Origin of the sequence: Paenibacillus polysaccharolyticus (assembly GCF_900102085.1) — a bacterium.
Classification (GTDB): domain Bacteria; phylum Bacillota; class Bacilli; order Paenibacillales; family Paenibacillaceae; genus Paenibacillus; species Paenibacillus polysaccharolyticus.
In genome coordinates this window covers 43463-65988 of record NZ_FMVM01000003.1, presented here as the reverse complement: position 1 = coordinate 65988, position 22526 = coordinate 43463, and the positions used below count along the sequence as shown (strand labels likewise).

Sequence of the window (22526 nt, the reverse complement as noted above, 5' to 3'; positions counted from 1 at the left end):
GGTTAACGTTATATCTATTTTCTGGAGAAAAGAAGGTGATCCCTTGGCTATTGAACCGTTGGCACAACCGGATAAGTTATCTGATCTTATTTATTTATTTCATGAAGGTAATCTTCATCACAGTTATCGAATGTTGGGCGCGCATCCTGAGACTCGCGATCACCGTCAAGGATTCCGTTTTACCGTATGGGCACCCAATGCCGTAGAGGTGGGACTGGCTCTGGACCGTAATGGATGGCAAGGGGAAAAGGAACCTTTATATAAGATACCCGAATCTGGATTTTGGAGTCGTTTTATTCCGGGAATCGAAGAAGGTACTTTATACAAATTTCGCATTTTAACGGAAGATGGGACTGAAATTCTCAAAGCGGATCCGTATGCATTTGAGGCAGAAGTTCGTCCTCGAACGGCGTCAATCACAAGTTCCATTGAAGGTTACAAATGGAATGACGGTGCTTGGAGGCGTAAACAACGCTCAATGTACAACAAACCTTTACATATTTATGAAATGCATCTGGGTACCTGGAAGCGCAAGGGCGATGGGAGCCTGTATAGTTATCGTGAGATGGCGGATTTGCTCGTTCCTTATTTGCTTGAGATGAATTATACCCACGTTGAAATGATGCCCCTTAGTGAGCATCCATATGACCTGTCATGGGGATACCAAAATACGGGTTTTTACGCACCTACAAGCCGCTACGGGCAACCCAAAGATCTGATGTATCTGGTGGATACACTACATCAGGCGGGCATTGGTGTATTACTGGATTGGGTGCCAGCTCATTTTGCCAAAGATGCGCATGGCCTACGCTTGTTTGATGGTACACCTTTGTTCGAGTACGCAGATCCAATGTTAGCCGAGAAGCCGGGCTGGGGAACGCTTAGTTTTGATTATTCCAAACCTGAGGTTCGCTCATTCCTTATTTCGAACGCACTGTACTGGATGGAAATGTATCATTTTGATGGACTTCGTGTTGATGCGGTGACAAGTATGCTTCGTCTTGATTTCGAAAAGCAGCCAGGTCAATATCGTACGAACGATGAAGGTGGCCTGGAGAATAAAGAAGCTGTCGCTTTTTTACAACAGTTGAACACAACTGTTTTCGAATATTATCCTTATGCTTTAATGATGGCTGAAGAATCCAGTGCATGGCCAATGGTTACCATGCCAGTGGACAAAGGTGGTCTGGGTTTTAACTATAAGTGGAACATGGGCTGGATGAATGATACGTTAGATTACATGGAATCTGATTTTCATGAACGTGCTTCCAAACATCATTTGCTGACATTTCCGGTGGTATACTCCTTTTCTGAAAATTATGTGCTTCCTCTGTCTCATGACGAGGTAGTGCATGGTAAAAAGTCCCTTTTGAATAAAATGCCAGGAAGTTATGAGCAAAAATTTGCGGGTATGCGCGCGTTTCTCGGTTATTTCATGACATTTCCAGGCAAAAAGCTGTTGTTCATGGGTGGAGAGTTTGGACAGTTCATCGAATGGAAAGATGAAGATCAGTTGGACTGGTTTTTGCTGGACTATGATAGTCACCGCAACCTGCACAAGTTCGAGCGCGAGCTATCTGAGCTGTACGTCCGTGAAAAAGCTTTGTGGGAGCTTGATCATTCCTTTGACGGTTATGAGTGGATCACTCCGGATGACCAGGGCCAAAGTGTCATTTCATATGTACGCAAAGGAAAAAAACCTGCGGATACACTCCTTGTGCTCATTAACTTTCAGCCTGTCAAAAGGGAGCGTTACCGGATTGGCGTCATGCGTCCCGGTATGTATACCGAAATATTAAATAGTGATCATTCGGATTACGGTGGTTCAGGGATAATTAATGATATGCTGATCCCTACGGAAAAGATTCCATTTCACGGGCATGCAAACAGCCTGGAACTGGACTTACCACCGCTAAGTATCGTTATTTTAAAAAAGAATACACGCCGGAAAACGGAGCCCATCGCTGAAGGTAGCGCTTCCGTGAAATCAAGAAAAAAGACTGAAAAAAATACAGAAAAAAAAGGGAACAGCACGCTTAAACCGAATAGGGGGACAAAAGCATGAATATTTTATTTGCAGCAGCAGAGGCCCATCCGTTTATCAAAACGGGAGGTCTGGCTGACGTTATCGGTGCTCTGCCGCAAGCGTTGAAAAATAACGGAGCAGATGTACGCGTGATTTTGCCGAAATATAAAGGGATACCTGAAGAATACAAAGAAGCTATGAAACCCGTGCTCGTGACGGATGTTCCGCTTGGTTGGCGTAGAGCCTATTGTGGCATTGAGATGCTGGAGTATGAAGGAATTCCAGTTTATTTTATTGACAATGAGTATTATTTTGCACGGGATGGCGTTTATGGGTACATGGATGATGGCGAGCGATTTGCATTTTTCAACCGCGCTGTACTCGAGGTGCTTCCACAGCTGGATTTTAAACCAGACGTTCTACACACACATGACTGGCATGCAGGTATGATTCCGTTGTTGCTCAAGGCTCACTATGCCCATGATGCGTTCTATCGTGAAATCCGAACGGTATTCACCATACATAATTTGTTGTATCAAGGTGTATTTCCACACCAGTTGTTCAGCGAAATTTTGGAGCTTGATGATCGGTATTTTACGATGGAAGGCGCCGAATATTATGGGAATGTCAATTTCTTGAAATCAGGTATTGTGTATTCTGATCATGTGACAACGGTGAGCCCAACCTATGCTCGAGAAGTGCAGACATCTTATTATGGGTATGGGCTGGACGGATTACTAAGTTCGCTTGGTGATCGCTTCAGCGGTATTGTGAACGGCATTGATACCAAAAGTTATAACCCGGCAACGGACAATAAAATTGCAGTCAAATACAGATCAAGCTTGTCCAAAAAAATCGAAAATAAAATCGAATTGCAAAAAGAACTGGGACTTCCTGTGCGTCCAGATGCACCCCTGATGGTCATGGTGACCAGGCTCGTTGATTCCAAAGGACTTGATCTGGTATGTCGGGTTCTGGATGAACTGCTCTACTACGATGACATTCAATTCGCCGTGCTGGGGACTGGAGATTCAGCTTATGAACATTGGTTCAGAGAGGCAGCTAACCGGTATCCACTAAAAATGTCAGCACAGATTACATTCAATGACGGATTATCTCGTCGTTTCTATGCGGGCAGTGACATCTTCCTGATGCCATCCAAATTTGAGCCGTGCGGAATTAGCCAGTTGCTGGCATTGCGTTATGGCAGTGTACCACTGGTAAGGGAAACAGGGGGATTAAACGATACGGTTCAAGCTTACAATGAGTTCACAGGAGAAGGTAACGGCTTTTCATTTACAAGTTTTAATGCACATGACATGATGAATACCATTCGCCGTGCAGAAGAGTTCTATCGTAAACCGGCTGAGTGGAAAAAAATTGTGAAAAATGCAATGAGCGGGGAATACAGCTGGGATGTATCGGCTGAAGAATATATGGATATTTATCGTCGAATTCAGGTGTGATCTAAGAGTAAGGTTTTATTTCGATTTTCGTATGGAGTGCCGCAGTTTAATAACTGCGGCTTTTGTTGTTACTCCAGAATCACTTAGCGAGTAATTTGGTCAAATTCCTTACGGATGGCTTGCAACAGTTCAGGCTTGCTTAGAACATCATAAGCTGTAGCAGCGAGCGCTTTGGCTCCTAAAATCATGCCATCCAGAGCGCGTTCCTGCAACGCCAAATCACGGAATTCAATAGAATGCAGGGTATGAACTTCATCAACGACACGGATATAAGGGTGAATCGCTGGGCATCTCAAGGAAACATTACCGATATCCATCGAACCATGGTCGTCTCCACTGACGATTTCTTCCTGCGGAATGCCAAGTTCCATTAAATTCTGACTGAACGCGTCAGAGAAGGTCTCATTCGTGACCATCTCATCATAGGATGTTTCGTAGTTGGATGTCACGAGTTTACATCCGGTCTGAAGTGCAGCGCCTTGTGCAATCTGAACGACACGTTCGGTTAGAACGTTCAGTTCTTTGCGTGTGGCGGCACGCACGTAAAACTGAGCAGATGCATAGTCCGGGATAATGTTAGCTGCTTGTCCGCCGCTATTTATGATGCCGTGAATACGGACGGTGCTTTTCACCTGCTGTCTAAAGGCATTAATTCCGGTGAATGTTTGGATAACCGCATCGAGGGCATTAATACCTTCATGTGGGCTGGCTGCCGCATGTGAGGATTTACCATGGAACTCGAACTGTACGGCATCGATTGCAAGGGAGCTGCCTGATTTTTCATAAGCATAGAATGGATGGGCCATCAGTGCGACATCACAGTCGTCGAATAACCCCGCTTCCGCCATCGGAACTTTAGCCCCGCGTGTCTCCTCTGCAGGTGTACCAAACACCTTGATCGTTCCGCCGACTTCGTCCACTTTGGCTTTCAGTCCAACGGCTGCGCCAAGGCTCATCATGCAGATCAGGTGGTGTCCGCAAGCATGACCAATTTCGGGCAAAGCATCATATTCACATAATAGGGCAATGGTCGGGCCTGGCTTGCTCGAAGCATAAGTACCGATGAAAGCTGTTTCCAGTCCGAGAATCGGAGCTTGTACTTCGAACCCATGATAAGACAATTCTTCCTTCAAACGGGCAGAAGCAAGATATTCCTCATTTCCAAGTTCAGGATGAGCTCCGATATATGATGAAATGTCTTTGAAACGGGAAGCATATTGATCAATAACGTTAAAAATTTGGGTTTTATTTGTTGTCATGGCTAAACTCCTTAGGCAAAAATGAAAATAACTCCATGAGTATAACATGTTTGCAGTATTTTTTCAGAAACAAGTCAAGATTTGATCTTGAAAATGCATTGCATAATCATGCATTGTACTTTATAATGACTCAGTCATCAACATGACTGACGAATCAGTATGTAATCGTAATTATAGCATTGTAAGGGGAGAACAAGGTTGAAATTAATAAGTCGTTATACCGTAATGTTGTTAACGTTCCTTCTTTTTCTGACGGCGGCTGCACCTGCGGCACTGGCGAGTGGAACGACAGATAACAGCTCAGGCGGTAAAAAACTGGTACTCGGTACAAGTGCCGATTTTGCACCGTATGAGTTCCACAAAGTCATCAATGGTAAAGACGAAATCGTCGGATTTGATATTGCGATTGCCAAAGAAATTGCGGCGGATCTTGGAGCTGAACTCGTTATCGAGGATATGGGCTTCGACGGACTTTTGCCCGCACTTCAGAGTGGTCGTGTAGACTTGGTCGTCTCAGGCATGACGCCGACAGATGAGCGTAAGAAAAGCATTGATTTCTCAGATACGTATTACAAATCCAAACAAGTGATTATGGTTCGAAATGTCGACAAAGACAAATATCCGGACATGAAATCACTGGAAAATGTCAAGATTGGAGTGCAAAAAGGATCCATTCAAGAAACCATCGGACAGAAGATTCCTGGTGCAAAGCTCACTTCACTGGATAAAATCTCCGACATCGTGCTACAACTGCAAACGAAACGCGTTGACGCAGCTATTGTAGAAGATACCGTAGCCGCTGGTTACCTGGATGACATTATCGGTCTTGCGGCAGCAGTTCCTGACGAAGAACAGGCTGAAGCCGCTGTCGGGATTCGTAAGGGCAATACGGAGTTATTAGCCTCTGTAAACAAAACCTTGGACCGCTTGAAAAGCGAAGACAAGATCAGCCAGATGGTTACAGAAGCAAGTCTCCTGATGGCTGACAAAGTCAAAAAATCTCAAAACATTTTTCAATTGTTCTGGGAATACAAAGGCTTATATGCAACAGGTATCGGTTACACGCTCCTGTTGTCAGCGCTAGGCGTAATATTCGGGGTCATCATCGGTCTGATTATTTGCCTGTTCCGTCTTCATAATATGGCGATTCTTCGCTGGATTGGTACAACTTATGTAGAGGTGATCCGCGGGACGCCAATGCTGGTACAACTTATGATTATCTATTACGGGGTGTCGCTAACTTTTGGCATTAACTTCTCAGCACTTCAAGCAGGGATTATGACGCTTTCCATTAACAGCGGTGCGTATCTCGCCGAGATTTTCCGTGCCGGTATTCAAGGCGTTGATCGTGGTCAACTGGAAGCAGCCCGTTCATTGGGTATGGGCAGAGGCGCAGCGATGCGTTACATTATTCTGCCACAGGCCTTCAAGGCCGTTTTGCCAGCCATCGGTAACGAGTTCGTAACGATCATTAAAGAATCATCCATTATTTCGGTCATCGGTATGGTGGATATTATGTATCAAGCAAGTGTAGTCAAAAATCTCACATTCCAGGGTCTGAACCCGTTCATTATTGCGGCAGCGATTTACTTTGTGATGACATTTATTCTGTCCAAGCTGCTCGGACGATTGGAAAGGAAGTTGGGTGCAAGTGATAGACGTTAGGCAATTACACAAATCATATGGTAAAAATGATGTCCTGAAAGGCATCGACGTAACGATCGGCAAAGGTGAGGTCGTTGTAGTTATTGGTCCTTCCGGTTCGGGTAAAAGTACATTTCTGCGTTGTCTGAACCTGTTGGAACAGCCATCATCGGGACAGATCGATTTCGAAGGTGTTTCGATCACCGATCCCAAGCATAACATTAATGCTACACGTGAGAAGATGGGCATGGTGTTCCAACATTTTAATCTGTTCCCTCATAAAACGGTTCAGCAAAATATTACGATTGCTCCAATCAAGGTGAAGAAACAATCGACGGATGAGGCTAACCGAATTGCCGAGGATCTTCTGAAGACAGTGGGTTTGGCGGACAAAAAAGATGTATATCCTAACCAGCTGTCCGGTGGTCAAAAGCAACGGATTGCCATTGCAAGAGCACTCGCGATGCAGCCGCATGTGATGCTGTTTGATGAGCCAACATCGGCCCTTGATCCGGAGATGGTCGGAGAGGTATTGGAAGTCATGAAACGGCTTGCTGAAGGCGGAATGACGATGGTCATTGTAACGCATGAGATGGGTTTTGCGCGTGAGGTGGGAGACCGCATTCTGTTCATGGACGGCGGCGTCATCGTTGAGGAAGGTACCCCGGATGAAGTGTTTGGTGCGCCAAAACATCCGCGTACACGAGACTTTCTTGCAAAAGTACTTTAATTCATGCCATTCCGTATATAGAATCAAATGAATAACAGCGTTATCGGATCGAAAGATCCGGTGACGCTTTTTTGTTGTTTGCAGAAAAGGTAGAGCTGAAAAAGTAACTTTTCTGTTACCTGTAAAATGAATTAAAACGCCAAATGGAAACATTTACTACAGCTTAAGGTTACAAATTTGTGATATATTCAAGACTGCCGAAACTTCCGAAGCGGAAGTGCGGGGGACGTAACAATGCAGACATAGTTAATGATTTGAGAAATATGCTGCTTGGGGTGAATTAGGAATACATAATGCTTCAGCATGTCACGTACAGCCTATAGGGTGGGTTCCTCCATCCGAATCCGACAACTAACTTCGCAGGCATCATGAGGGAGGAAGACCATGTATAACAAGAAACGTTTAGCCAAAACAGCCATCGCACTACTGACATCCATTCTATTCATTCAAGCCGTTCCGGCTCACGCGGATTCCGTTCATGTGGCCAAAGAAGGGGATACCTTCTTCACCTTATCCAAGCAATACGGCGTTGATATGAACACATTAATTAAAACGAATAAAGACATCTCACCTTATAACATCTATGGTGGTTTGAAAATTACAATCCCAGGTAACGAAAACAAAGTAGAAGCGGCACCAGTTCAAACGAAGTCGCAGGAAAAAACGGTGACTGCTGCAAGCCTGGACGTGAATACAGATAATAAAGTGGTACAGGCTTGGGGGAAAACATTCGACTACAGCAAAACGCTTAGTGTTAAAGCAACAGCGTATTCCGCGGATGCTTCCGAGAATGGTGGATGGGGCCCCGTTGATTATTTTGGCAACCCGCTCGAACTCGGCACAATCGCAGTGGATCCCAAGGTTATCCCTTTTGGAACCAAGGTACTAGTGACAGGGCATACACACCCTGGATTGCCGAAACAGGCTTTCGTAGCAACGGCTTTGGATGCAGGTAGCGCGATCAAGGGAAATCGTATTGACATCTTTATCCCTGGAAGCAAACAGTTCGTTAGTTCGTTTGGTTTTCAGGATATTGAGTTGTACATTCTAAAATAAGGCTTAAACCCTCTCATTTATGGATGTGAGGTCATAAGTTGAATTGAGCATTAATAGACAGGGTGTTCTTTCTTGCGTAATCATGATAGGCATAATTCATGACGACGTAGAGGGACACCCTGTTCTTTTAATTATTGTTTCTCTTTTGGCAGTTTAAGCATCTCGTCCAATGTAACTAATTCATATCCTCGGTTTCGCAATTCCTCAATAACCTCAGGCAAAGCCTCTACTGTACCTTTCAGGTTCGAACCTGTACCGCCGCCAGCATGTTGTAATACGATGGAACCAGGTTTCACCGCGGTGAGAATATTATGTTTTACCTTTTCCTTGTCTAGTCCCTTCCAATCGAGAGAATCCACATTCCAATTCACGATGCTGTAATGCTGTTTTGCAGCCCATCTCAACTGTTCTTCGTTAATGTCCCCATACGGAGGACGAATCATTTTGGGCGTATACCCCGTCAGGCGGTGAATGATATCGCCGGTATGTAATATTTGTTTGCGAAAGGCAGTCATTGATAATTTGCTGAATTCAGGATGATTGTAGCTGTGATTGCCAACGATATGTCCTTCTTTCACCATCCGTTTCACCAAGTCCGGGTGTTTCTCCGCACGGCTGCCAACAACAAAAAAAGTAGCACGAACCTTATATTTTTTTAATACATCAAGTACCTGCGGTGTAAATCTTGGATCAGGTACATCATCAAAAGTCAGCGCAACTTGTTTGGTGGAAGGGCCATTGGTTTTGAACGTATCCGCGTATTTCTGACGAAGTTGACCTAGAGTCAACTGTTCTTCTTTAACATCTGACCCAGACGCCGGTGTATCACTGAGGGTTGAAGAAGGTTCCTCAGATGAAGCAGCAGACACAGGCGCAGGGGCTAAAGGAGCTGTATAAACCCCAGAGCATATAATAGTAACGAGTGCGAGCATGACGAGGCGTATTCGCATGTTAACGGCCTCCTTTTTCCAAAATTGCGTTCTCTATGGTATGCCCGTTGCCTGTTTCTTTTATGCGTGTGTGAGAAGTTTCATTGCATCATCAGGTCATGAAAGCCATAATTCCACCATATATAACATATAGAGAAGGATAGGTGAGAGACGATGAGTACATATGATTTGAAATCCATTCGTTTAGAGGTTTTTGAGGCAGGACAGGACAAGGTATTTCTGGTTACGGGTGGTAAAGCTCATATCGGGGCTGTAGCTACATTCTATGTTGACCATGATCGGGTTAGTGGAACAACGGTACATATCCCGGGACACAAGGAACAAGAGTTATGTGAGCGGCTAGCCCGCAAGGCGGCCCTGCAACTGAAAGTTACGGTAACCGTTATTATGGGCATACATTTTGACAGCATTACACGAGTGCAGATCGACGAGATCGTAATGACTGCAGAGAGACTTGTGGATGAACATTTGAATAAGAAGTCAGAGTAATGTTTTGGTAATCGGTCACCTTATAGGATAAACGACACGTGCCTGGATAAGCATAACCTTCAGAGGTAATCCTCCTTATATTAGAGGTTGTCATCAAGTTTTAATTTTTTTTTGTAAAATTGAAACGAGTTGCAGATTGTAACGTATGTATCTTTATATACAATGCACAATCCACTGGGAGGAATAACCTAATGTCTATTTTTAAAAGATTACGTGACCTGACAATGTCTAACATCAATGCAATTATCGACAAAGCTGAAGATCCAATCAAGATGACGGATCAATATATCCGTGACATGCAAGAGGATCTGGAAGATGCTGAGAAAGCAGTAGCCGCACAAATCGCAATCGAGAAGAAGTTCAAGCAATTGTTCGAGGAACAGGAAGCACTTGTGAAGAAACGTGAAGAGCAGGCTCACACGGCAGCTCGTGCACAGAACATGGACCTTGCTCGTCGCGCTTTGGAAGAGAAGAAAGCAGCGGAAGAGAAAATGGTGGAATACAAAGCCAGCTACGATCAAAACAAAGCGTCCGCAGACAATCTTCGTGGCAAACTCGATGAGATGCGCAAACAATTGACACAGATGAAAAACAAGCGCGAAACGCTGGTTGCTCGTTATAACGCAGCCAAAGCACAAACCGAAATCAACAAAGCGCTGAACGGATTTAGCTCAGATACGGCAAGTGCGGGCTTGAAACGTATGGAAGAGAAAATGATGCAGATGGAAGCTCAGGCTGAAGCAAGCAACGAAATGTCTTCCAAAGGCAAATCACTTGACGAGGAATTTGAGAAACTTGGTAAGGATGCGGCTGTTGAGGACGAACTTGCTGCACTTATGAAACAGTACGAAAATAAAAACTAACACCTTGGCGTTCAGCAGGGTTAACCAGCGGAGGGGAACAGCGTTTCTCCTTCGCTTTTAAATGCGGATCATGTTGATAAGTGGAGGCTGTGTAAATGGATTTGAACATTTTGGCGATGCTGGTCTGGACGGTTTCAGGTTCGGTTTTGCTGTTTGTACTGATGTATGTAGATTCACTTTTTACGAAATACAAGGATTTTGCTGAAGTCAAGGCTGGCAATATGGCGGTCACCACCCGGATGGTAATGAAGTTATTTGCGCAAGGTTACGTGCTTGCAACATCCATCTCGACAGCAGGACATCTTGGAGAAGCTTTGCTCGTTTCTGTTGTATCATTTGTAATTTTATTAATTCTGGAAAGTGTTGTTCACTTTATGATTCGCAAATGGGCCACATTGGATCTGGATACGGGAATACAGCAAGGTAAGACAGGGTATGGCTTGTTCTCAGGCGCTTTGCATATTGTAGGCGCATTGATTATTGCAGCGTGCTTGTAAGCCGATAAGATAAGGAACAGGAGTAATTGGCATGAGTGTATGGAAACGTATTAAAGGAATACTAACAAAGCCCGAGCCACCTAAAGTGGAAAAAACGATGCTTCAGCTTGCTCCTGGGGATATCTGTGAAGTGTCTCTGGTCACTTATGAAGTCGTTGGCAGGGTGCAGAATCGGGCTCGTAACGCAGTTGTATTAACGCTCCAGGATGGTAGTTCATTCCGATATTTACATGTGGAGGAGCGTGAGATCACGCGTTACGCCCTGTATGCACCTATTGATGGGAGACTTGATGCCCCTGACGAGGTGCCGACCATTCTTGAACTGGATGATCACGTGTATCATTTGGAGGAAGAATATGGAGGTATGGTTCAGACTGTGGGTAGAACGCCTTATGGTCAGGCTGGTGAGCAGCTTGTGTGGCAGTATCAATCGGATGATAACAAACTTCTTCGTGTGGAATGGCAAGATAGAAGGTTTAACCTCTACGAGGGTGAGTCCATTCTTCCTGCGGATATCAAAGTGATTCGTTCGAACTAGGAGAGGTTCCAATGAAAAAACGCTTGGCACATGGATTAAAATTAATGCTGGTCCTCAGCCTTGTGATGTCTCTGCTGTCTGCGTGTGGTGCAGCTCCTTCCGTACAGGATACATATCCTCTTGAATCGGTAAGTGGCAGCGGTCAATCCACGTCTTATGTGTATCGGGCTGCAGATCGCACAGTTCCTGAAGTAGCAAAAGAGCTGTCCGATCAACGAACACCCGACCAGATCTCGGCAGAAAATACAGAGCGTATGTTCCTGGTGTATCAAGACCAGTATTATCATCTGCAACAAGATCCCAAGAAACCAGAGGATACGCTCGTCGAAGTCGATTCCAAGGAATATGTTCGTCAGAACTATAGCTCTTCCTTCTTACAAGGGTATCTAACGGCAACGTTAATCGGAAATCTGTTTGATACTTTTGGTGGACGCGGTTCAGGCAATTATCGGGGATACACGGAACGGGATACGTACAAACCGAGTGCAGGATCGTATCGGGCCCCAACGAGCAATGATAAAAAGCTGGCTCCACCTATTACCGTTGAGCGAAAAGGCTCCATTACGCGGCGTGGCAGTGATAAGGACACAAGTGTTGGTTCTGGCGGCGGTTTATTTGACCGCAAAAAGGATCAAAGTCGAGGAAGTATCGATCGCAACAAGAGCAGTGGTGGCTTGGGTGGTTTGTTTGATTCACCAAAAAAATCCTACAAAAAACCAAAGACTCGAATCGGTGGTGGCAGGATTATGAGGCGAAGATAACACCTCGCAAGCCTGATATATATGCTTCATGGAATGATTATGATTCACAGGATGATGATTATATACAGGACAAAATAACAGTAGCATGGTGAGACACTGGCGAATGACAGTGAGCACCTTGTTACTGTTATTTTTTTATGATTTGCGGACTTGATGGGACTTGCGAACACGAGGAATCGAAGAAGCTGGCTGTTTGCGTATCCAGCGCAGGTAAGGAATGATCCGTTCATCTGCACGCAGCGATTGTAGATCGGTCAATCCCAGCGTAACCAGATCCCGATTCGTATATAACGAGTGGATTTGTTTATGACAGGGAATGCACAGGTTAGCTGTGGGCATGAAGCTACCGCCCAACTCCTTTGGCGTTAAATGATGAACTGTTGTCTCGACGGGTTCTCTCCCGCATAACTCACAATGATGATTCGTGGTGATCACCTCCCGATTTCGAATGCTATTATGTGCAAAGAAAGGGTATTTCATGTTACCAGTTTGGCCCCTGATCATATTAGCGGGTAGTGATAGCAATGATGTTTCTCCTGTTAAATCTCAAGAGTGAACACATTTAGAATGTGTCTGTTCAGATACATATGCAGTTTTTCTATTCGGATTCAGTGAGTAATCGACTTGTCATCGGCGTATATTCGGGCTACACTTTCTTAAATGAGAAAAAGACCTCAGGAGGTAAGTTACTTTGAAACATAATTCCCATTCATATGATATGACCACCGCTAAATTTCATCGTACGGCTGTACAAGTACCGGAAGCACAGAGCAGAATTGCTGCTCAGGTATCGGCAGGCCGGATTGAACATGTGCCTCTTGCTGACTCACATGGCCGCACACTTGCAACGTCGATTGAAGCGCCGCATGCGTATCCTTTTTTCCGCAGATCAGGTATGGATGGTTTTGCGATTCAAAGTGCAGATACGGCTGAGGCCACAAGTGATCATCAAGTGTGGTTTCGCGTTATTGATGAAATCCCGTGCGGATATACACCAGAACATCATATTACACCTGGAACGGCTGCAAGAATCATGACGGGTGCTCAAGTTCCGGATGGTGCAGATGCTGTCGTCATGATGGAGATGACGGAAAGCAAGCAAGAAGAAGGGGAGCACTGGATTGCACTGAAACGTCAGATTCAGGCTGGGGCTAATATTACGCCCATTGGGCTTGAAGTGCAGGAGGGCCAGCAACTGATCGAAGCCGGTACCGTAATCGGGGCGGGTGAACAATCTGTGCTGGCGACGTTTGGCGTGGCAGAAGTGCCGGTCTTTGAACGGCCGAGGGTGGCTATTTTTGCTACAGGAACGGAGTTACTTGAGGTTCATGAGCCGTTGCAACCTGGTCGGATTCGCAACAGCAACAGCTACATGTTACGTTCTCTGGTTGTGGAAGCTGGAGGAGAGCCGGTCATGTACGGAGCCATCGCAGACGATGTGAATACCGCAAGGGCAAAACTGGAGGAAGCGATCCGGGACAATGATATCGTTGTGACGACAGGTGGCGTGTCTGTTGGAGACTACGATATAATGGGCGAACTTGTGCTCGAAGAACAGATGCAACTTCTCTTTAACAAAGTCACGATGCGCCCAGGCAGTGTAACTACGGCTGCTGTATATAAGGACAAGCTGTTATTTGCTTTATCAGGTAATCCAGGCGCTTGTTTTGTTGGATTTAATCTGTTTGTTCGTCCCACACTTCGTGCGATGCAAGCAGATGTCCATCCTTATTTGGAAGAATGGAATGTGATTTTGGAAGACGGCTATACAAAGGTGAACAACTTCACTCGTTTTGTACGAGGACGTACGATCATTCGAGACGGAAAAGTATTTGCGGCTCCAGCTGCATCTCGTGTGGATGAGTCAAGTGTCATGATCACCATTAAAGACAGTGACTGCCTCATTGTGATTCCGCCTGAGAAAAAGGGCATAGCTGCAGGGGAACAGGTCACAATTCTCAAACTTCCAACCGGGCAGGCAAGGTAACTAAAATGGATAAAAGGATTGCTTCAGAGCCAAAGATCATCCAAGTCGTTGGATATAAAAATACAGGCAAGACAACAATGACAGCTGCATTAATCTCCGGACTTGCTTCCAAAGGCTTGAAGGTTGCTGCATTCAAACATGACGGGCATGACCATTTTGAGATGGATCAGGAAGGGACGGACTCGTATCAGTTTGGCAGGGCGGGGGCTGCAGCTGTTGTGGTGATGTCTCAGAAAAGAACGGCGGTCATCAAGCAACACAATACCCGGCTTGACGATATGTTAAGCCAGTTCTCAGACTATGACTGGATTGTGATTGAAGGTTTCAAAGACGCCCCGTATCCCAAATTGGTGATGGTGCGCGAAGCCAATGACCTGACTCTGATACGCAAGCTTCAGCAGGTGGTTGGCATTGTTTTTTGGACGCCTGAATTAATGAGGGAAGCAGAGGCGGAAAAGTTAAGTGCTCAGATGGATAAGAAACAGGAGATAAGCAAAGGAGCTATGGCCGGTTTCCTGTTCCATGAACGGGAAGTTATTGTAGAGGCTCTGCTCCAGCTAAAATCACTTAATACCTGAGATCGTTAGAATGATCAAGGTCTGTGGAGGGTTATTTTAACGTAACTTTTATTATGTAAACTAAACAAATGATTTTAATATATAACTGCTAAAATGCTCCATTTAACCTATCTTCGAATGACCTGATATTTCATTTTAGTACGTGTTTCACACCGCGTGTGGCACGCGGTGTACTGTTTCATCACAAGAGAGGACAGCCACATGTGCAATTGTCTATAAGACTTTTGTGATAACTCTAAGCATTATCATCCATGCGGCGTTCGATGGCTTCGGACATCGTTTTGTCGGTGAGATGCGCATAAATTTCGGTTGTTTCGGTAGAAGCATGACCTAGTTGCTCTTTGGTTTTGTAAATATCATTTTGCAAATAATAGTCGGTGGCAAAAGAATGGCGTAATTTGTGCACGGTAAGATACGGTTTGCCAAAACATTTAGCGTATTTCATAATCATCGCCTGAATCGCACGTTTAGTCATTCGACTTCCTTCAGATTCCCCGTTACGGAGTGCAATGAAAAGTGCTTTTTCTCGTTTAGGTGTGCGGTAACGGGATTGCCGCAGATTCATGTAAGCTGCCAGCTCATCTTTGGCCTGTTCTCTGAAATATACGGGCGTTTTGTATGTTTCATCATTGTTACCTTTGCGGTAAACATAGAGCAGTTTGTTACCTAGATCGAGGTCATCCACATTCAAGTTAACCACTTCAGATACCCGTAGACCGGAGTTGAGGATGAGGCTGGCGATACAGGCATCTCGTTCTTTGTTCAACTCATGTGAGTACAGGGCCTGTTTGTTCTTCTGCATATCTGTAGCGTAGCCCTCGAGAATGTAACCGATAAATTCGAGTAATTCATTCTCTTCCAATATCTTGCCCTTGAGTTTCGCGGCAGTATCTTTAGGTTTATGGGTACGTTTGATCTCAATCTTGGCCATGATATTACGTTTAAGCAGGGGATAGAAGTCCTCATCTTCAGCAATTTGGCTTAAATAATGAAATAACGACCGCAGGGAAGAAAGCTTGCGTGAAACCGTGATTCTTGAATTGGTTCCCTCACGCTTCGTAGTCAGGAACAGTCGGTACGCAGTAACCGAATCCATACGTAGCACTTCCAGTTCGGTCAATGTTACCGCTTGGTTGGACTCAGCTTGGGACAGCCCTTCTGCACGTAGCCAGCTGAAAAAGGTATCATAATCTCTCAAATACTCCAGCAGCGTGGACGGAGACAGATCAGGCAGTTTATAGTCAATGAATTGCTGAACAAACCAGGGCATGGATGGTAGTTTTTCATCTAGTTTGCGTCGGTCAATCTCTTTTTGCACGTTGGTCAAGTTCGGCACCTCCATGTGAACGATTATTTATCTACAAAGTATATTAAGTGTACCATAATTTACATGCATCATCTTGTTTGATTATGCTGGTAGGCATGGTCAAGCGTTGTGCTACACAGGCTACGATTTGTCACGTTGTTGCCCTTCATCTTATAAAGGTTTACAGTATGTATACATACAGACTAGAGGAGGCGAACCAAATGAATATGCAGATTGAGCTGGTTCCCCGCGAACGCAGTCAGGTGATTCGGCATCTCATGCAATTTTATCTCTATGATTTTACGAAATATCTGAATATTGATGTAGACCAGGATGGTATTTTTCCGGAATATCCGGGATTGGATGCGTTTTGGACGGAGAAAGGACGCAAGTTTCCTTTTTTGATCACGAGTGATGGTTCACCAGCGGGGTTTGCACTTGTGGAGAAGTTAGATCCCGGGAGTAAGGATAATGACTACTATTTGACTGAATTTTTTGTGATGCAAAAATATAGACGTAGCGGCGTTGGAACAAATGCGGCGTACGAACTTTTTAGACGTTTCCCTGGGCGGTGGAAAGTGACACAGGTTCGGAACAATGTGATCGCACAGGCATTCTGGCGTAAAATCATTGGGGATTATACCGGAGGGCGTTTTCGAGAAAAATTCCATCCTGAACTGGGCAATCCCAGTCAGTATTTTGTTACCTGATGTCGTAAAAACATGTCTGTAAACTGGAACCCCATAGTACAACAAAGGAGGTCTAACATGATCGTACCAGCATTTCATCTGGAAGGACAAACAGCACTAGTCACAGGGGCAGGCAGAGGTATCGGAAAAGCGCTTGCCATCGGTTTAGCGGAATCGGGGAGTAATGTCGTGCTTGTATCTCGAACGATGAAGGAGATCGAAGAGACAGCAACAATGATTAATGAACAGACAGGCCGCAAAGCTTTGGCGCTCTGCGCAGATGTCACTTCTAAAGAGCAGTTGGAAAAGACTTTTCAGCAAGCCATTTCGGAGATGGGACGAATTCATATTCTCGTAAACAATGCGGGTATGAACATTCGGACGCCAGCGCTGGAAGTAACGGAGGAACAATGGGAAACGATTATGCAAACAAACCTCAAATCCGCTTTTTTCGCTTCACAATTGGCAGGTCAGCATATGAAGCAGTATGGGGATGGTAAAATAATTAACATCTCATCGGTAGGTGGACATACTGCCTTGCGAACAGGTGTCGTATATGGTTCTACCAAAGCGGCTTTAATCCATATGACTAAGGTGCTAGCGCTGGAGTGGGGGAAATACGGTATTCGCGTGAACTCGGTTGGACCCTGGTATTTCCGCACTCCACTGACCGAGAAGTTACTTGATGATCCGCAGTATTTGCAAGAAATTATTAACCGCACACCGCTTGGACGTGTAGGTGAATTACAAGAGGTTGTTGGGCCTGTTGTTTTTCTTGCTTCGGAGGCAGCCGGATATATCACAGGTCAGACTTTATTGGTGGATGGTGGCATGTCTATCTACGGTTTTTAAAAGTTTAAAAAATGTGCCGCCCCGTGATAAAGCGGGTAATAACATATGATACGACATGAAAAGGCCGTAAGAGACAACCTGATTTGGAGGAGGATCATGATGGAACTTCGTAATTACGGAAATACCGGAATGAAAGTCAGTACACTCGGTTTTGGCGGCTCTGAGATACGGGATGCGTCCAAAGCGGACGTAGAATTGTTGCTGAATCGTGCTTTGGATGCGGGTTTGAATATGATTGATACGGCGGAATGTTATGGAGACAGTGAAGAGAAAATCGGTGATGTGCTGGGACATCGCCGGCAGGAGTATTTTCTGTTCACCAAATGTGGACATGCAGCTGGTGTGAATGGACCCGACTGGGATGCCAAGGTGCTCGCACAGACCATTGACCGTAGCCTCAAACGCTTAAGAACAGATTATGTGGATGTCGTGCATCTGCACAGCTGTTCGGAAGAAGTACTTCGGCAAGGTGAGGTAATCGAGGTATTGCAACGAGCAAAAGAAGCTGGTAAAACTCGTTTTATCGGATATAGCGGAGATACGACAGATGCACTATACGCCATTCAGACAGGTGCATTTGATAGCTTGGAGACATCATTGAATATTGCCGATCAGGAAGCGATTGAACTGACTTTGCCTGAGGCGCGAAAAAGAAATATGGGGATCATCGCCAAAAGGCCGATTGCCAATGTAGCCTGGATGTATGATAAGGTGACAGAAGAGGATTATGCTTATCACTATTGGAAGCGGTTAAAAGAACTGAAATATGACTTTTTGGCTGAGGATGCAGAGCGAGTCGTAGAAATTGCATTGCGTTTTACGCTGAGCACTGAAGGTGTGGATACCGCCATTGTGGGAACCGTCAAACCTGATCGTTGGCTACAAAACGCCGAACTGGTGGCAAAGGGGCCGCTTGAGCAGGGGCTATATGATGCTATTCGTGAACGCTGGAAGGAAGTAGCGGGATCCGACTGGACAGGCCGTATCTAATACGAGTTAATTTTAATAAATTCATTAATCATATAAAATTGGTTGTGAACGATTTGAATTTTTAAAAAACTGCCCAACAAAGGCAGTTTTTTGTGTTTAAAGGAGAGTTGATGGAGGAACAACGGAGAGAGAAAATCTGTCCATTCCCTTAAATATTTTACATTTTCATCATATGAAAAATTCACAATAGAAGAAGCCTTTTCGAAAAAAAATAGAAAAAAGTCCCCGAAGGGACTTGGGATGTTGGGTAGAACTTATCCGAAATTGTTAAATTCATTAGCGGTTATTGACGCAAATTGCTGTTCAATGGCTGGGCGAGCTTAGCCGGAATTGTTTTGGAAGCACGGTTAACCTTACCATACGTAAGTTTGCGCCAGATCGACTCCATTGGTCCGATCTTGAAGCGGTTTAACCACAGCGAGGCAAAAATGACGAGTACAACATACACAGCAATGCTAAGCATAAGTGTACCAATAGGTTTTATAGAACTAGCCAATCCGAATGCATAAGGAAGCAGAATTACGGTTCCCATGATGGAATGAAGGAGGTAACAGGTCAGCGACATACGTCCAACTTTCGTAAATACCATCAACGCTTTTCGAAGTGCAGGAACATACAAAAACAGCATCGCGAGGCTACTCATATAAAACATGCTTCCGGTTAGGTTCCCCTGTTGACCCAAAATCATGAATAGTTCCATCCAAAATGTATTTTCAGCTGAAATAAGTGTATTCACCATGGAGCTGAACTGAGTGAGTATAAATGCAGCCAAGCTGATGAACCAGATTCGCTTCCAGATTGATTGCTTTGCTTCCATATTCGTGAAGAAGTCCATCTTCACAAAATACATACCGATCAGGAACATCAGGAACATGGAATAAACTGTAGAAAATGAACTAGCCGCCATTACGCCCATGTCTGCCCATCTTGCTATCAAGGAGTCCCAATAGGTTAGGCTGGTATGACTGTTTAATGTGAAATCAAAATAAGTTGGCATGTTTGAGGATGCAGTGTTCATCGCATTATAGACCATCATAAATACAGGAGTCAGAAATTGCATCAATATAAGTGCAATAATCCATCGCAATATCGTTTTAGGTGTACGAGCATAGAACGCGAATAGTAAAAATCCGGCTACGGCGTAAAAGGTCAATATGTCGCCAACCCATATAAAGGTGATATGCAATAAGCCAATACAGAATAAAATTAATAATCTGCGGGCAAACAACTTTCGTGGATGTTCCACTCGTTGCACGGCTCGATCCATAAAGATCATAAATCCAACACCAAACAGAAAAGAAAATAACGTGATGAATTTTCCTTCGGCGAATGTGGAAACGAGGTTGTGGACTAGATCGCCTGAATCCATATCAAATCCCTTCACCGAGTCTACAATCAAAAAGTAATTGACAATAATAATGCCGAGCATAGCAAATCCGCGAACGATATCTAGAAAATGGACACGTTCCTTCAGACTCAGGGGTTGTGCAAGGTTCTCTTTTTTCTCATTCATAACATTTCTCCTATTCATTTTTATATTTAACTTGAGCGAGTCTAATCTTGGTGTGTATAAATGCTTTCCTTACCTTGGATAACTATACTTATCGATTCTTAACAGTTTCTGAAAGTTCGTTTCCTTTTTTTGATTTGTGACAAATGTATGACAAATGATTGCATTCATAAATGGTTAAGATTTATGATTTATCGTATTACCTAAGTGTTACCGAAGGACGATATATATTGAGGGCACCGTAAATAACATCAGGAATCATGAGGTGAGAAGGGCATGACCCATCGGATATTAGTTGTCGAGGATGATCAGGATATTGGCGATTTGTTAGAAGAATCCCTTACGAGAGCGGGCAATGAGGTATTAAGAGCCAGAGACGGACAGCGTGCGCTGCAGCTTGTAGATGACGGGCTAGACTTGGTCATTTTGGATATCATGATGCCGGGGATGTCGGGGATTGAAACATGTGAGCAGATTAGAACGTATTCCAACGTTCCCATTTTGTTTCTAACGGCCAAATCGAGCACATTGGACAAAACAGAAGGTCTCCTGGCAGGTGGCGATGATTATATGACAAAGCCATTTTCAGAAGAAGAGCTTCATGCCCGTGTTATCGCTCAATTGCGAAGATATAAGATTTATAAGGAGAAAAAGGAAAGTGGAGATACGTTTCTGGTTGGAGGCAAGTTAAAAGTCAATGAACATTTTAATGAGGTCTCTAAAGAAGGACAGCAGCTCAAGCTATCTGATCTGGAGTATCGCATCCTGAAACTCTTGATGAGCAAACGAAGCAAGATATTTTCCGCTCAAAATATTTACGAGAGTGTATGGGAACAGCCGTATTTTTATTGTTCAAACAACACCGTAATGGTGCATATTCGCAAACTGCGTGCAAAGATCGAGGATGACCCGGCACACCCGGTTTATATCCTTACCGAATGGGGGAGAGGATACCGTTTTGGCACACCGTAAATTTACGCTGACCAAAAAATTGGCCTTAATCATCTTGATGGCAGCTACGGTAAGTGGTCTGTTTTTTTTGACGATGCAGAAGGTTAGTAATGGGCTGATTGACAGATACCTTAATTCCGATGCGTACTATGAGAGTGAATCGTCTAAATCTATTGCAAAGTTTAGTAAATATGTGGAGACGAATGATCTGTCTTCAACCGATCGAAAGGCATTTGGAGAATGGGTGAAAAAAGAGAACTACATCATGCTCACCATCTACAAAGACCAGCTACTGCAATATGATTCGAATTACGCAGCGGAAGATGAGTCTGGATATGGGATAGAGCAGGAAACGCTATATGCTCAGAAACACTCATTTCCTGTCATGTTTAGTGATGGAGAGGGGAGAGTAACGGTAGACGGGTTTTTCTCATCCCGATATTACGATATTGCCTTTACTCTGGAACTACTCAGCGCCACGATGATTTTTCTGTTGATTGTCCTGCTGGGCATTCGTCGAAGCCTCGCTTACCTGAGAAAGATTCATGAGGAGATCCACATTCTTGAAGGTGGAGAACTGGAATATGAGATGACGATTCGGGGCCATGATGAAATAGCGATGATCGCTGAGAGTATTGAGGAACTACGTAAAGCCTTTCTCGATAAATTGGATGCGATTGAAGCTTTGCAGGTGGAGAGCCGAAGCCTTGTTACCGAAATGTCACATGACATGCGAACCCCGCTTACCTCTTTGATCATGTATTTGGAATTTGCCAAGAAAGAACGCGGAGACCAAGGGACGGAACATAGCCATTACATCACGAATGCCTATGGAAAAGCCATTCAACTTAAAAAGTTGTCCGATAATTTATTTGATTATTTCCTTTTGGATAAAGAGCAAGAAGCTGACCTTGAGAGCATAGCTGTGCAGGAGGCTATTTATGATCTGATATCTGATCAGGTGGCCATTTTGCGGCAGGAGGAATTCAAAGTCCGCATTATTGGTGAACTGCCGCAAGTCTATATCACAGTGAATTTGGAGGAACTCGGGAGGGTCTTTGATAATATTTTGTCTAATCTGTTGAAGTATGCAGAACCCAAAGATGAAATCTGCATTACATTCAACTCTAGTCCGGAGATGTTTGACATTCAACTGGCCAATACGATTAAAATTGCCGAGGTTTCTCCGGAAAGTACCGGACTGGGCGAAAGGATTATAAGCCGGATGATGAGCCGCATGCAAGGGCAGTTTCTCAGGAATCAAGATGGAGTACATTATAGTGTTGTGTTGAGGTTTAGGAAATCCAAAATCTAACCGCAGTACTAGAATGAAATATTCAAATTCAGATAAAAAAACACAAGGGGTTTAATTACATCTGTGGAG

The 22526-nt window shown here is 44.4% G+C and carries 22 protein-coding genes and 1 riboswitch; of the genes, 17 read left to right on the top strand and 5 right to left on the bottom strand.

Annotated features, from left to right (window positions below; translation table 11 throughout):
- Positions 1–43 precede the first annotated feature (43 nt).
- Both glgB and glgA read left to right on the top strand, forming a co-directional pair.
- The gene (gene glgB, locus BLQ13_RS04955; RefSeq protein ID WP_090916664.1) at positions 44–2065 is read left to right on the top strand and encodes a 1,4-alpha-glucan branching protein GlgB; all 2022 of its coding nucleotides are present in this window, start codon (positions 44–46) and stop codon (positions 2063–2065) included.
- A complete protein-coding gene (glgA, locus tag BLQ13_RS04950) occupies positions 2062–3492 on the top strand; it encodes a glycogen synthase GlgA (RefSeq protein WP_090916661.1) in 1431 nt (476 codons plus the stop codon). The genes glgB and glgA overlap by 4 nt, the downstream gene beginning before the upstream one ends.
- A gap of 83 nt (positions 3493–3575) precedes the next feature.
- Here glgA and BLQ13_RS04945 read toward each other — a convergent pair whose 3' ends face one another.
- Positions 3576–4751: a M20 family metallopeptidase gene (locus tag BLQ13_RS04945; protein ID WP_090916659.1), complete on the bottom strand. Its 1176-nt coding sequence runs from the start codon at positions 4749–4751 to the stop codon at positions 3576–3578.
- A gap of 198 nt (positions 4752–4949) precedes the next feature.
- Between BLQ13_RS04945 and BLQ13_RS04940 the strand changes: the two genes are divergently transcribed.
- The 3 genes from BLQ13_RS04940 to BLQ13_RS04930 all read left to right on the top strand — a co-directional run bounded on the left by BLQ13_RS04940 (position 4950) and on the right by BLQ13_RS04930 (position 8181).
- A complete protein-coding gene (locus tag BLQ13_RS04940; protein ID WP_090916657.1) occupies positions 4950–6416 on the top strand; it encodes an ABC transporter substrate-binding protein/permease in 1467 nt (488 codons plus the stop codon).
- Positions 6403–7125, top strand: a complete 723-nt coding sequence (locus tag BLQ13_RS04935; RefSeq protein ID WP_090916655.1) for an amino acid ABC transporter ATP-binding protein — start codon at positions 6403–6405, stop codon at positions 7123–7125. Before BLQ13_RS04940 ends, BLQ13_RS04935 begins: the two co-directional genes overlap by 14 nt.
- Positions 7126–7310: 185 nt before the next feature.
- Positions 7311–7507: riboswitch (cyclic di-AMP (ydaO/yuaA leader) on the top strand.
- 2 nt (positions 7508–7509) lie between these two features.
- Entirely contained in the window at positions 7510–8181 is a 672-nt protein-coding gene (locus BLQ13_RS04930; protein ID WP_090916653.1) for a 3D domain-containing protein, read from the top strand.
- A 131-nt stretch (positions 8182–8312) separates the two neighbouring features.
- On the opposite strand, the gene BLQ13_RS04925 is transcribed toward BLQ13_RS04930, so the two are convergent.
- Positions 8313–9131, bottom strand: a complete 819-nt coding sequence (locus tag BLQ13_RS04925; protein WP_090916651.1) for a polysaccharide deacetylase family protein — start codon at positions 9129–9131, stop codon at positions 8313–8315.
- 153 nt (positions 9132–9284) lie between these two features.
- Here BLQ13_RS04925 and lpdD point away from each other — a divergent pair, with 153 nt between their 5' ends.
- From lpdD to BLQ13_RS04900, 5 genes are all read left to right on the top strand, one after another.
- Entirely contained in the window at positions 9285–9620 is a 336-nt protein-coding gene (gene lpdD, locus BLQ13_RS04920; RefSeq protein WP_090916649.1) for a prenylated flavin chaperone LpdD, read from the top strand.
- Positions 9621–9811: 191 nt separating this feature from the next.
- Positions 9812–10483 carry a PspA/IM30 family protein gene (locus tag BLQ13_RS04915; protein WP_090916647.1) on the top strand — a complete coding sequence of 224 codons (672 nt, stop codon included), beginning with the start codon at positions 9812–9814 and terminating at the stop codon, positions 10481–10483.
- Positions 10484–10578: 95 nt separating this feature from the next.
- Positions 10579–10980: a DUF350 domain-containing protein gene (locus tag BLQ13_RS04910; protein ID WP_090916645.1), complete on the top strand. Its 402-nt coding sequence runs from the start codon at positions 10579–10581 to the stop codon at positions 10978–10980.
- 31 nt (positions 10981–11011) lie between these two features.
- Positions 11012–11518: a DUF4178 domain-containing protein gene (locus tag BLQ13_RS04905; RefSeq protein ID WP_090916643.1), complete on the top strand. Its 507-nt coding sequence runs from the start codon at positions 11012–11014 to the stop codon at positions 11516–11518.
- Between the two features lie 11 nt (positions 11519–11529).
- Positions 11530–12279 (top strand): DUF4247 domain-containing protein, encoded by a 750-nt coding sequence (locus BLQ13_RS04900; RefSeq protein ID WP_090916641.1) that lies wholly within the window; start codon positions 11530–11532, stop codon positions 12277–12279.
- Between the two features lie 135 nt (positions 12280–12414).
- On the opposite strand, the gene BLQ13_RS04895 is transcribed toward BLQ13_RS04900, so the two are convergent.
- A complete protein-coding gene (locus BLQ13_RS04895) occupies positions 12415–12759 on the bottom strand; it encodes an HNH endonuclease (protein WP_244159226.1) in 345 nt (114 codons plus the stop codon).
- A gap of 238 nt (positions 12760–12997) precedes the next feature.
- Here BLQ13_RS04895 and BLQ13_RS04890 point away from each other — a divergent pair, with 238 nt between their 5' ends.
- Both BLQ13_RS04890 and mobB read left to right on the top strand, forming a co-directional pair.
- A complete protein-coding gene (locus tag BLQ13_RS04890; protein WP_090917294.1) occupies positions 12998–14266 on the top strand; it encodes a molybdopterin molybdotransferase MoeA in 1269 nt (422 codons plus the stop codon).
- 5 nt (positions 14267–14271) lie between these two features.
- Positions 14272–14844: a molybdopterin-guanine dinucleotide biosynthesis protein B gene (gene mobB, locus BLQ13_RS04885; protein ID WP_090916639.1), complete on the top strand. Its 573-nt coding sequence runs from the start codon at positions 14272–14274 to the stop codon at positions 14842–14844.
- Positions 14845–15079: 235 nt separating this feature from the next.
- Here the strand turns inward: mobB and xerS are convergent, their stop codons facing one another.
- Positions 15080–16171, bottom strand: a complete 1092-nt coding sequence (xerS, locus tag BLQ13_RS04880) for a tyrosine recombinase XerS (protein WP_276326718.1) — start codon at positions 16169–16171, stop codon at positions 15080–15082.
- 200 nt (positions 16172–16371) lie between these two features.
- Between xerS and BLQ13_RS04875 the strand changes: the two genes are divergently transcribed.
- The 3 genes from BLQ13_RS04875 to BLQ13_RS04865 all read left to right on the top strand — a co-directional run bounded on the left by BLQ13_RS04875 (position 16372) and on the right by BLQ13_RS04865 (position 18681).
- Entirely contained in the window at positions 16372–16860 is a 489-nt protein-coding gene (locus tag BLQ13_RS04875; protein ID WP_090916635.1) for a GNAT family N-acetyltransferase, read from the top strand.
- A 57-nt stretch (positions 16861–16917) separates the two neighbouring features.
- Positions 16918–17691 carry an SDR family NAD(P)-dependent oxidoreductase gene (locus BLQ13_RS04870; RefSeq protein WP_090916633.1) on the top strand — a complete coding sequence of 258 codons (774 nt, stop codon included), beginning with the start codon at positions 16918–16920 and terminating at the stop codon, positions 17689–17691.
- Positions 17692–17790: 99 nt separating this feature from the next.
- Positions 17791–18681, top strand: a complete 891-nt coding sequence (locus BLQ13_RS04865; RefSeq protein ID WP_090916631.1) for an aldo/keto reductase — start codon at positions 17791–17793, stop codon at positions 18679–18681.
- 283 nt (positions 18682–18964) lie between these two features.
- Here the strand turns inward: BLQ13_RS04865 and BLQ13_RS04860 are convergent, their stop codons facing one another.
- Positions 18965–20194 carry a DUF418 domain-containing protein gene (locus BLQ13_RS04860; RefSeq protein ID WP_090916629.1) on the bottom strand — a complete coding sequence of 410 codons (1230 nt, stop codon included), beginning with the start codon at positions 20192–20194 and terminating at the stop codon, positions 18965–18967.
- A gap of 273 nt (positions 20195–20467) precedes the next feature.
- On the opposite strand from BLQ13_RS04860, the gene BLQ13_RS04855 reads away from it, so the two are divergent.
- Positions 20468–21163 carry a response regulator transcription factor gene (locus tag BLQ13_RS04855; RefSeq protein WP_090916627.1) on the top strand — a complete coding sequence of 232 codons (696 nt, stop codon included), beginning with the start codon at positions 20468–20470 and terminating at the stop codon, positions 21161–21163.
- The gene (locus tag BLQ13_RS04850; RefSeq protein ID WP_090916625.1) at positions 21150–22457 is read left to right on the top strand and encodes a HAMP domain-containing sensor histidine kinase; all 1308 of its coding nucleotides are present in this window, start codon (positions 21150–21152) and stop codon (positions 22455–22457) included. Before BLQ13_RS04855 ends, BLQ13_RS04850 begins: the two co-directional genes overlap by 14 nt.
- Positions 22458–22526: the final 69 nt, after the last annotated feature.

Bases quoted from the DNA above. Each gene is read 5' to 3' on its own strand.
- BLQ13_RS04930 (WP_090916653.1), top strand. From the start codon at position 7,510: ATGTATAACAAGAAACGTTTAGCCAAAACAGCCATCGCACTACTGACA.
- BLQ13_RS04890 (WP_090917294.1), top strand. From the start codon at position 12,998: ATGACCACCGCTAAATTTCATCGTACGGCTGTACAAGTACCGGAAGCA.
- mobB (WP_090916639.1), top strand. From the start codon at position 14,272: ATGGATAAAAGGATTGCTTCAGAGCCAAAGATCATCCAAGTCGTTGGA.
- BLQ13_RS04925 (WP_090916651.1), bottom strand. From the start codon at position 9,131: ATGCGAATACGCCTCGTCATGCTCGCACTCGTTACTATTATATGCTCT.
- BLQ13_RS04875 (WP_090916635.1), top strand. From the start codon at position 16,372: ATGAATATGCAGATTGAGCTGGTTCCCCGCGAACGCAGTCAGGTGATT.
- BLQ13_RS04855 (WP_090916627.1), top strand. From the start codon at position 20,468: ATGACCCATCGGATATTAGTTGTCGAGGATGATCAGGATATTGGCGAT.
- glgA (WP_090916661.1), top strand. From the start codon at position 2,062: ATGAATATTTTATTTGCAGCAGCAGAGGCCCATCCGTTTATCAAAACG.
- lpdD (WP_090916649.1), top strand. From the start codon at position 9,285: ATGAGTACATATGATTTGAAATCCATTCGTTTAGAGGTTTTTGAGGCA.
- BLQ13_RS04895 (WP_244159226.1), bottom strand. From the start codon at position 12,759: ATGAAATACCCTTTCTTTGCACATAATAGCATTCGAAATCGGGAGGTG.
- BLQ13_RS04860 (WP_090916629.1), bottom strand. From the start codon at position 20,194: ATGAATGAGAAAAAAGAGAACCTTGCACAACCCCTGAGTCTGAAGGAA.
- BLQ13_RS04905 (WP_090916643.1), top strand. From the start codon at position 11,012: ATGAGTGTATGGAAACGTATTAAAGGAATACTAACAAAGCCCGAGCCA.
- BLQ13_RS04900 (WP_090916641.1), top strand. From the start codon at position 11,530: ATGAAAAAACGCTTGGCACATGGATTAAAATTAATGCTGGTCCTCAGC.
- BLQ13_RS04945 (WP_090916659.1), bottom strand. From the start codon at position 4,751: ATGACAACAAATAAAACCCAAATTTTTAACGTTATTGATCAATATGCT.
- BLQ13_RS04870 (WP_090916633.1), top strand. From the start codon at position 16,918: ATGATCGTACCAGCATTTCATCTGGAAGGACAAACAGCACTAGTCACA.
- BLQ13_RS04915 (WP_090916647.1), top strand. From the start codon at position 9,812: ATGTCTATTTTTAAAAGATTACGTGACCTGACAATGTCTAACATCAAT.
- BLQ13_RS04910 (WP_090916645.1), top strand. From the start codon at position 10,579: ATGGATTTGAACATTTTGGCGATGCTGGTCTGGACGGTTTCAGGTTCG.
- BLQ13_RS04865 (WP_090916631.1), top strand. From the start codon at position 17,791: ATGGAACTTCGTAATTACGGAAATACCGGAATGAAAGTCAGTACACTC.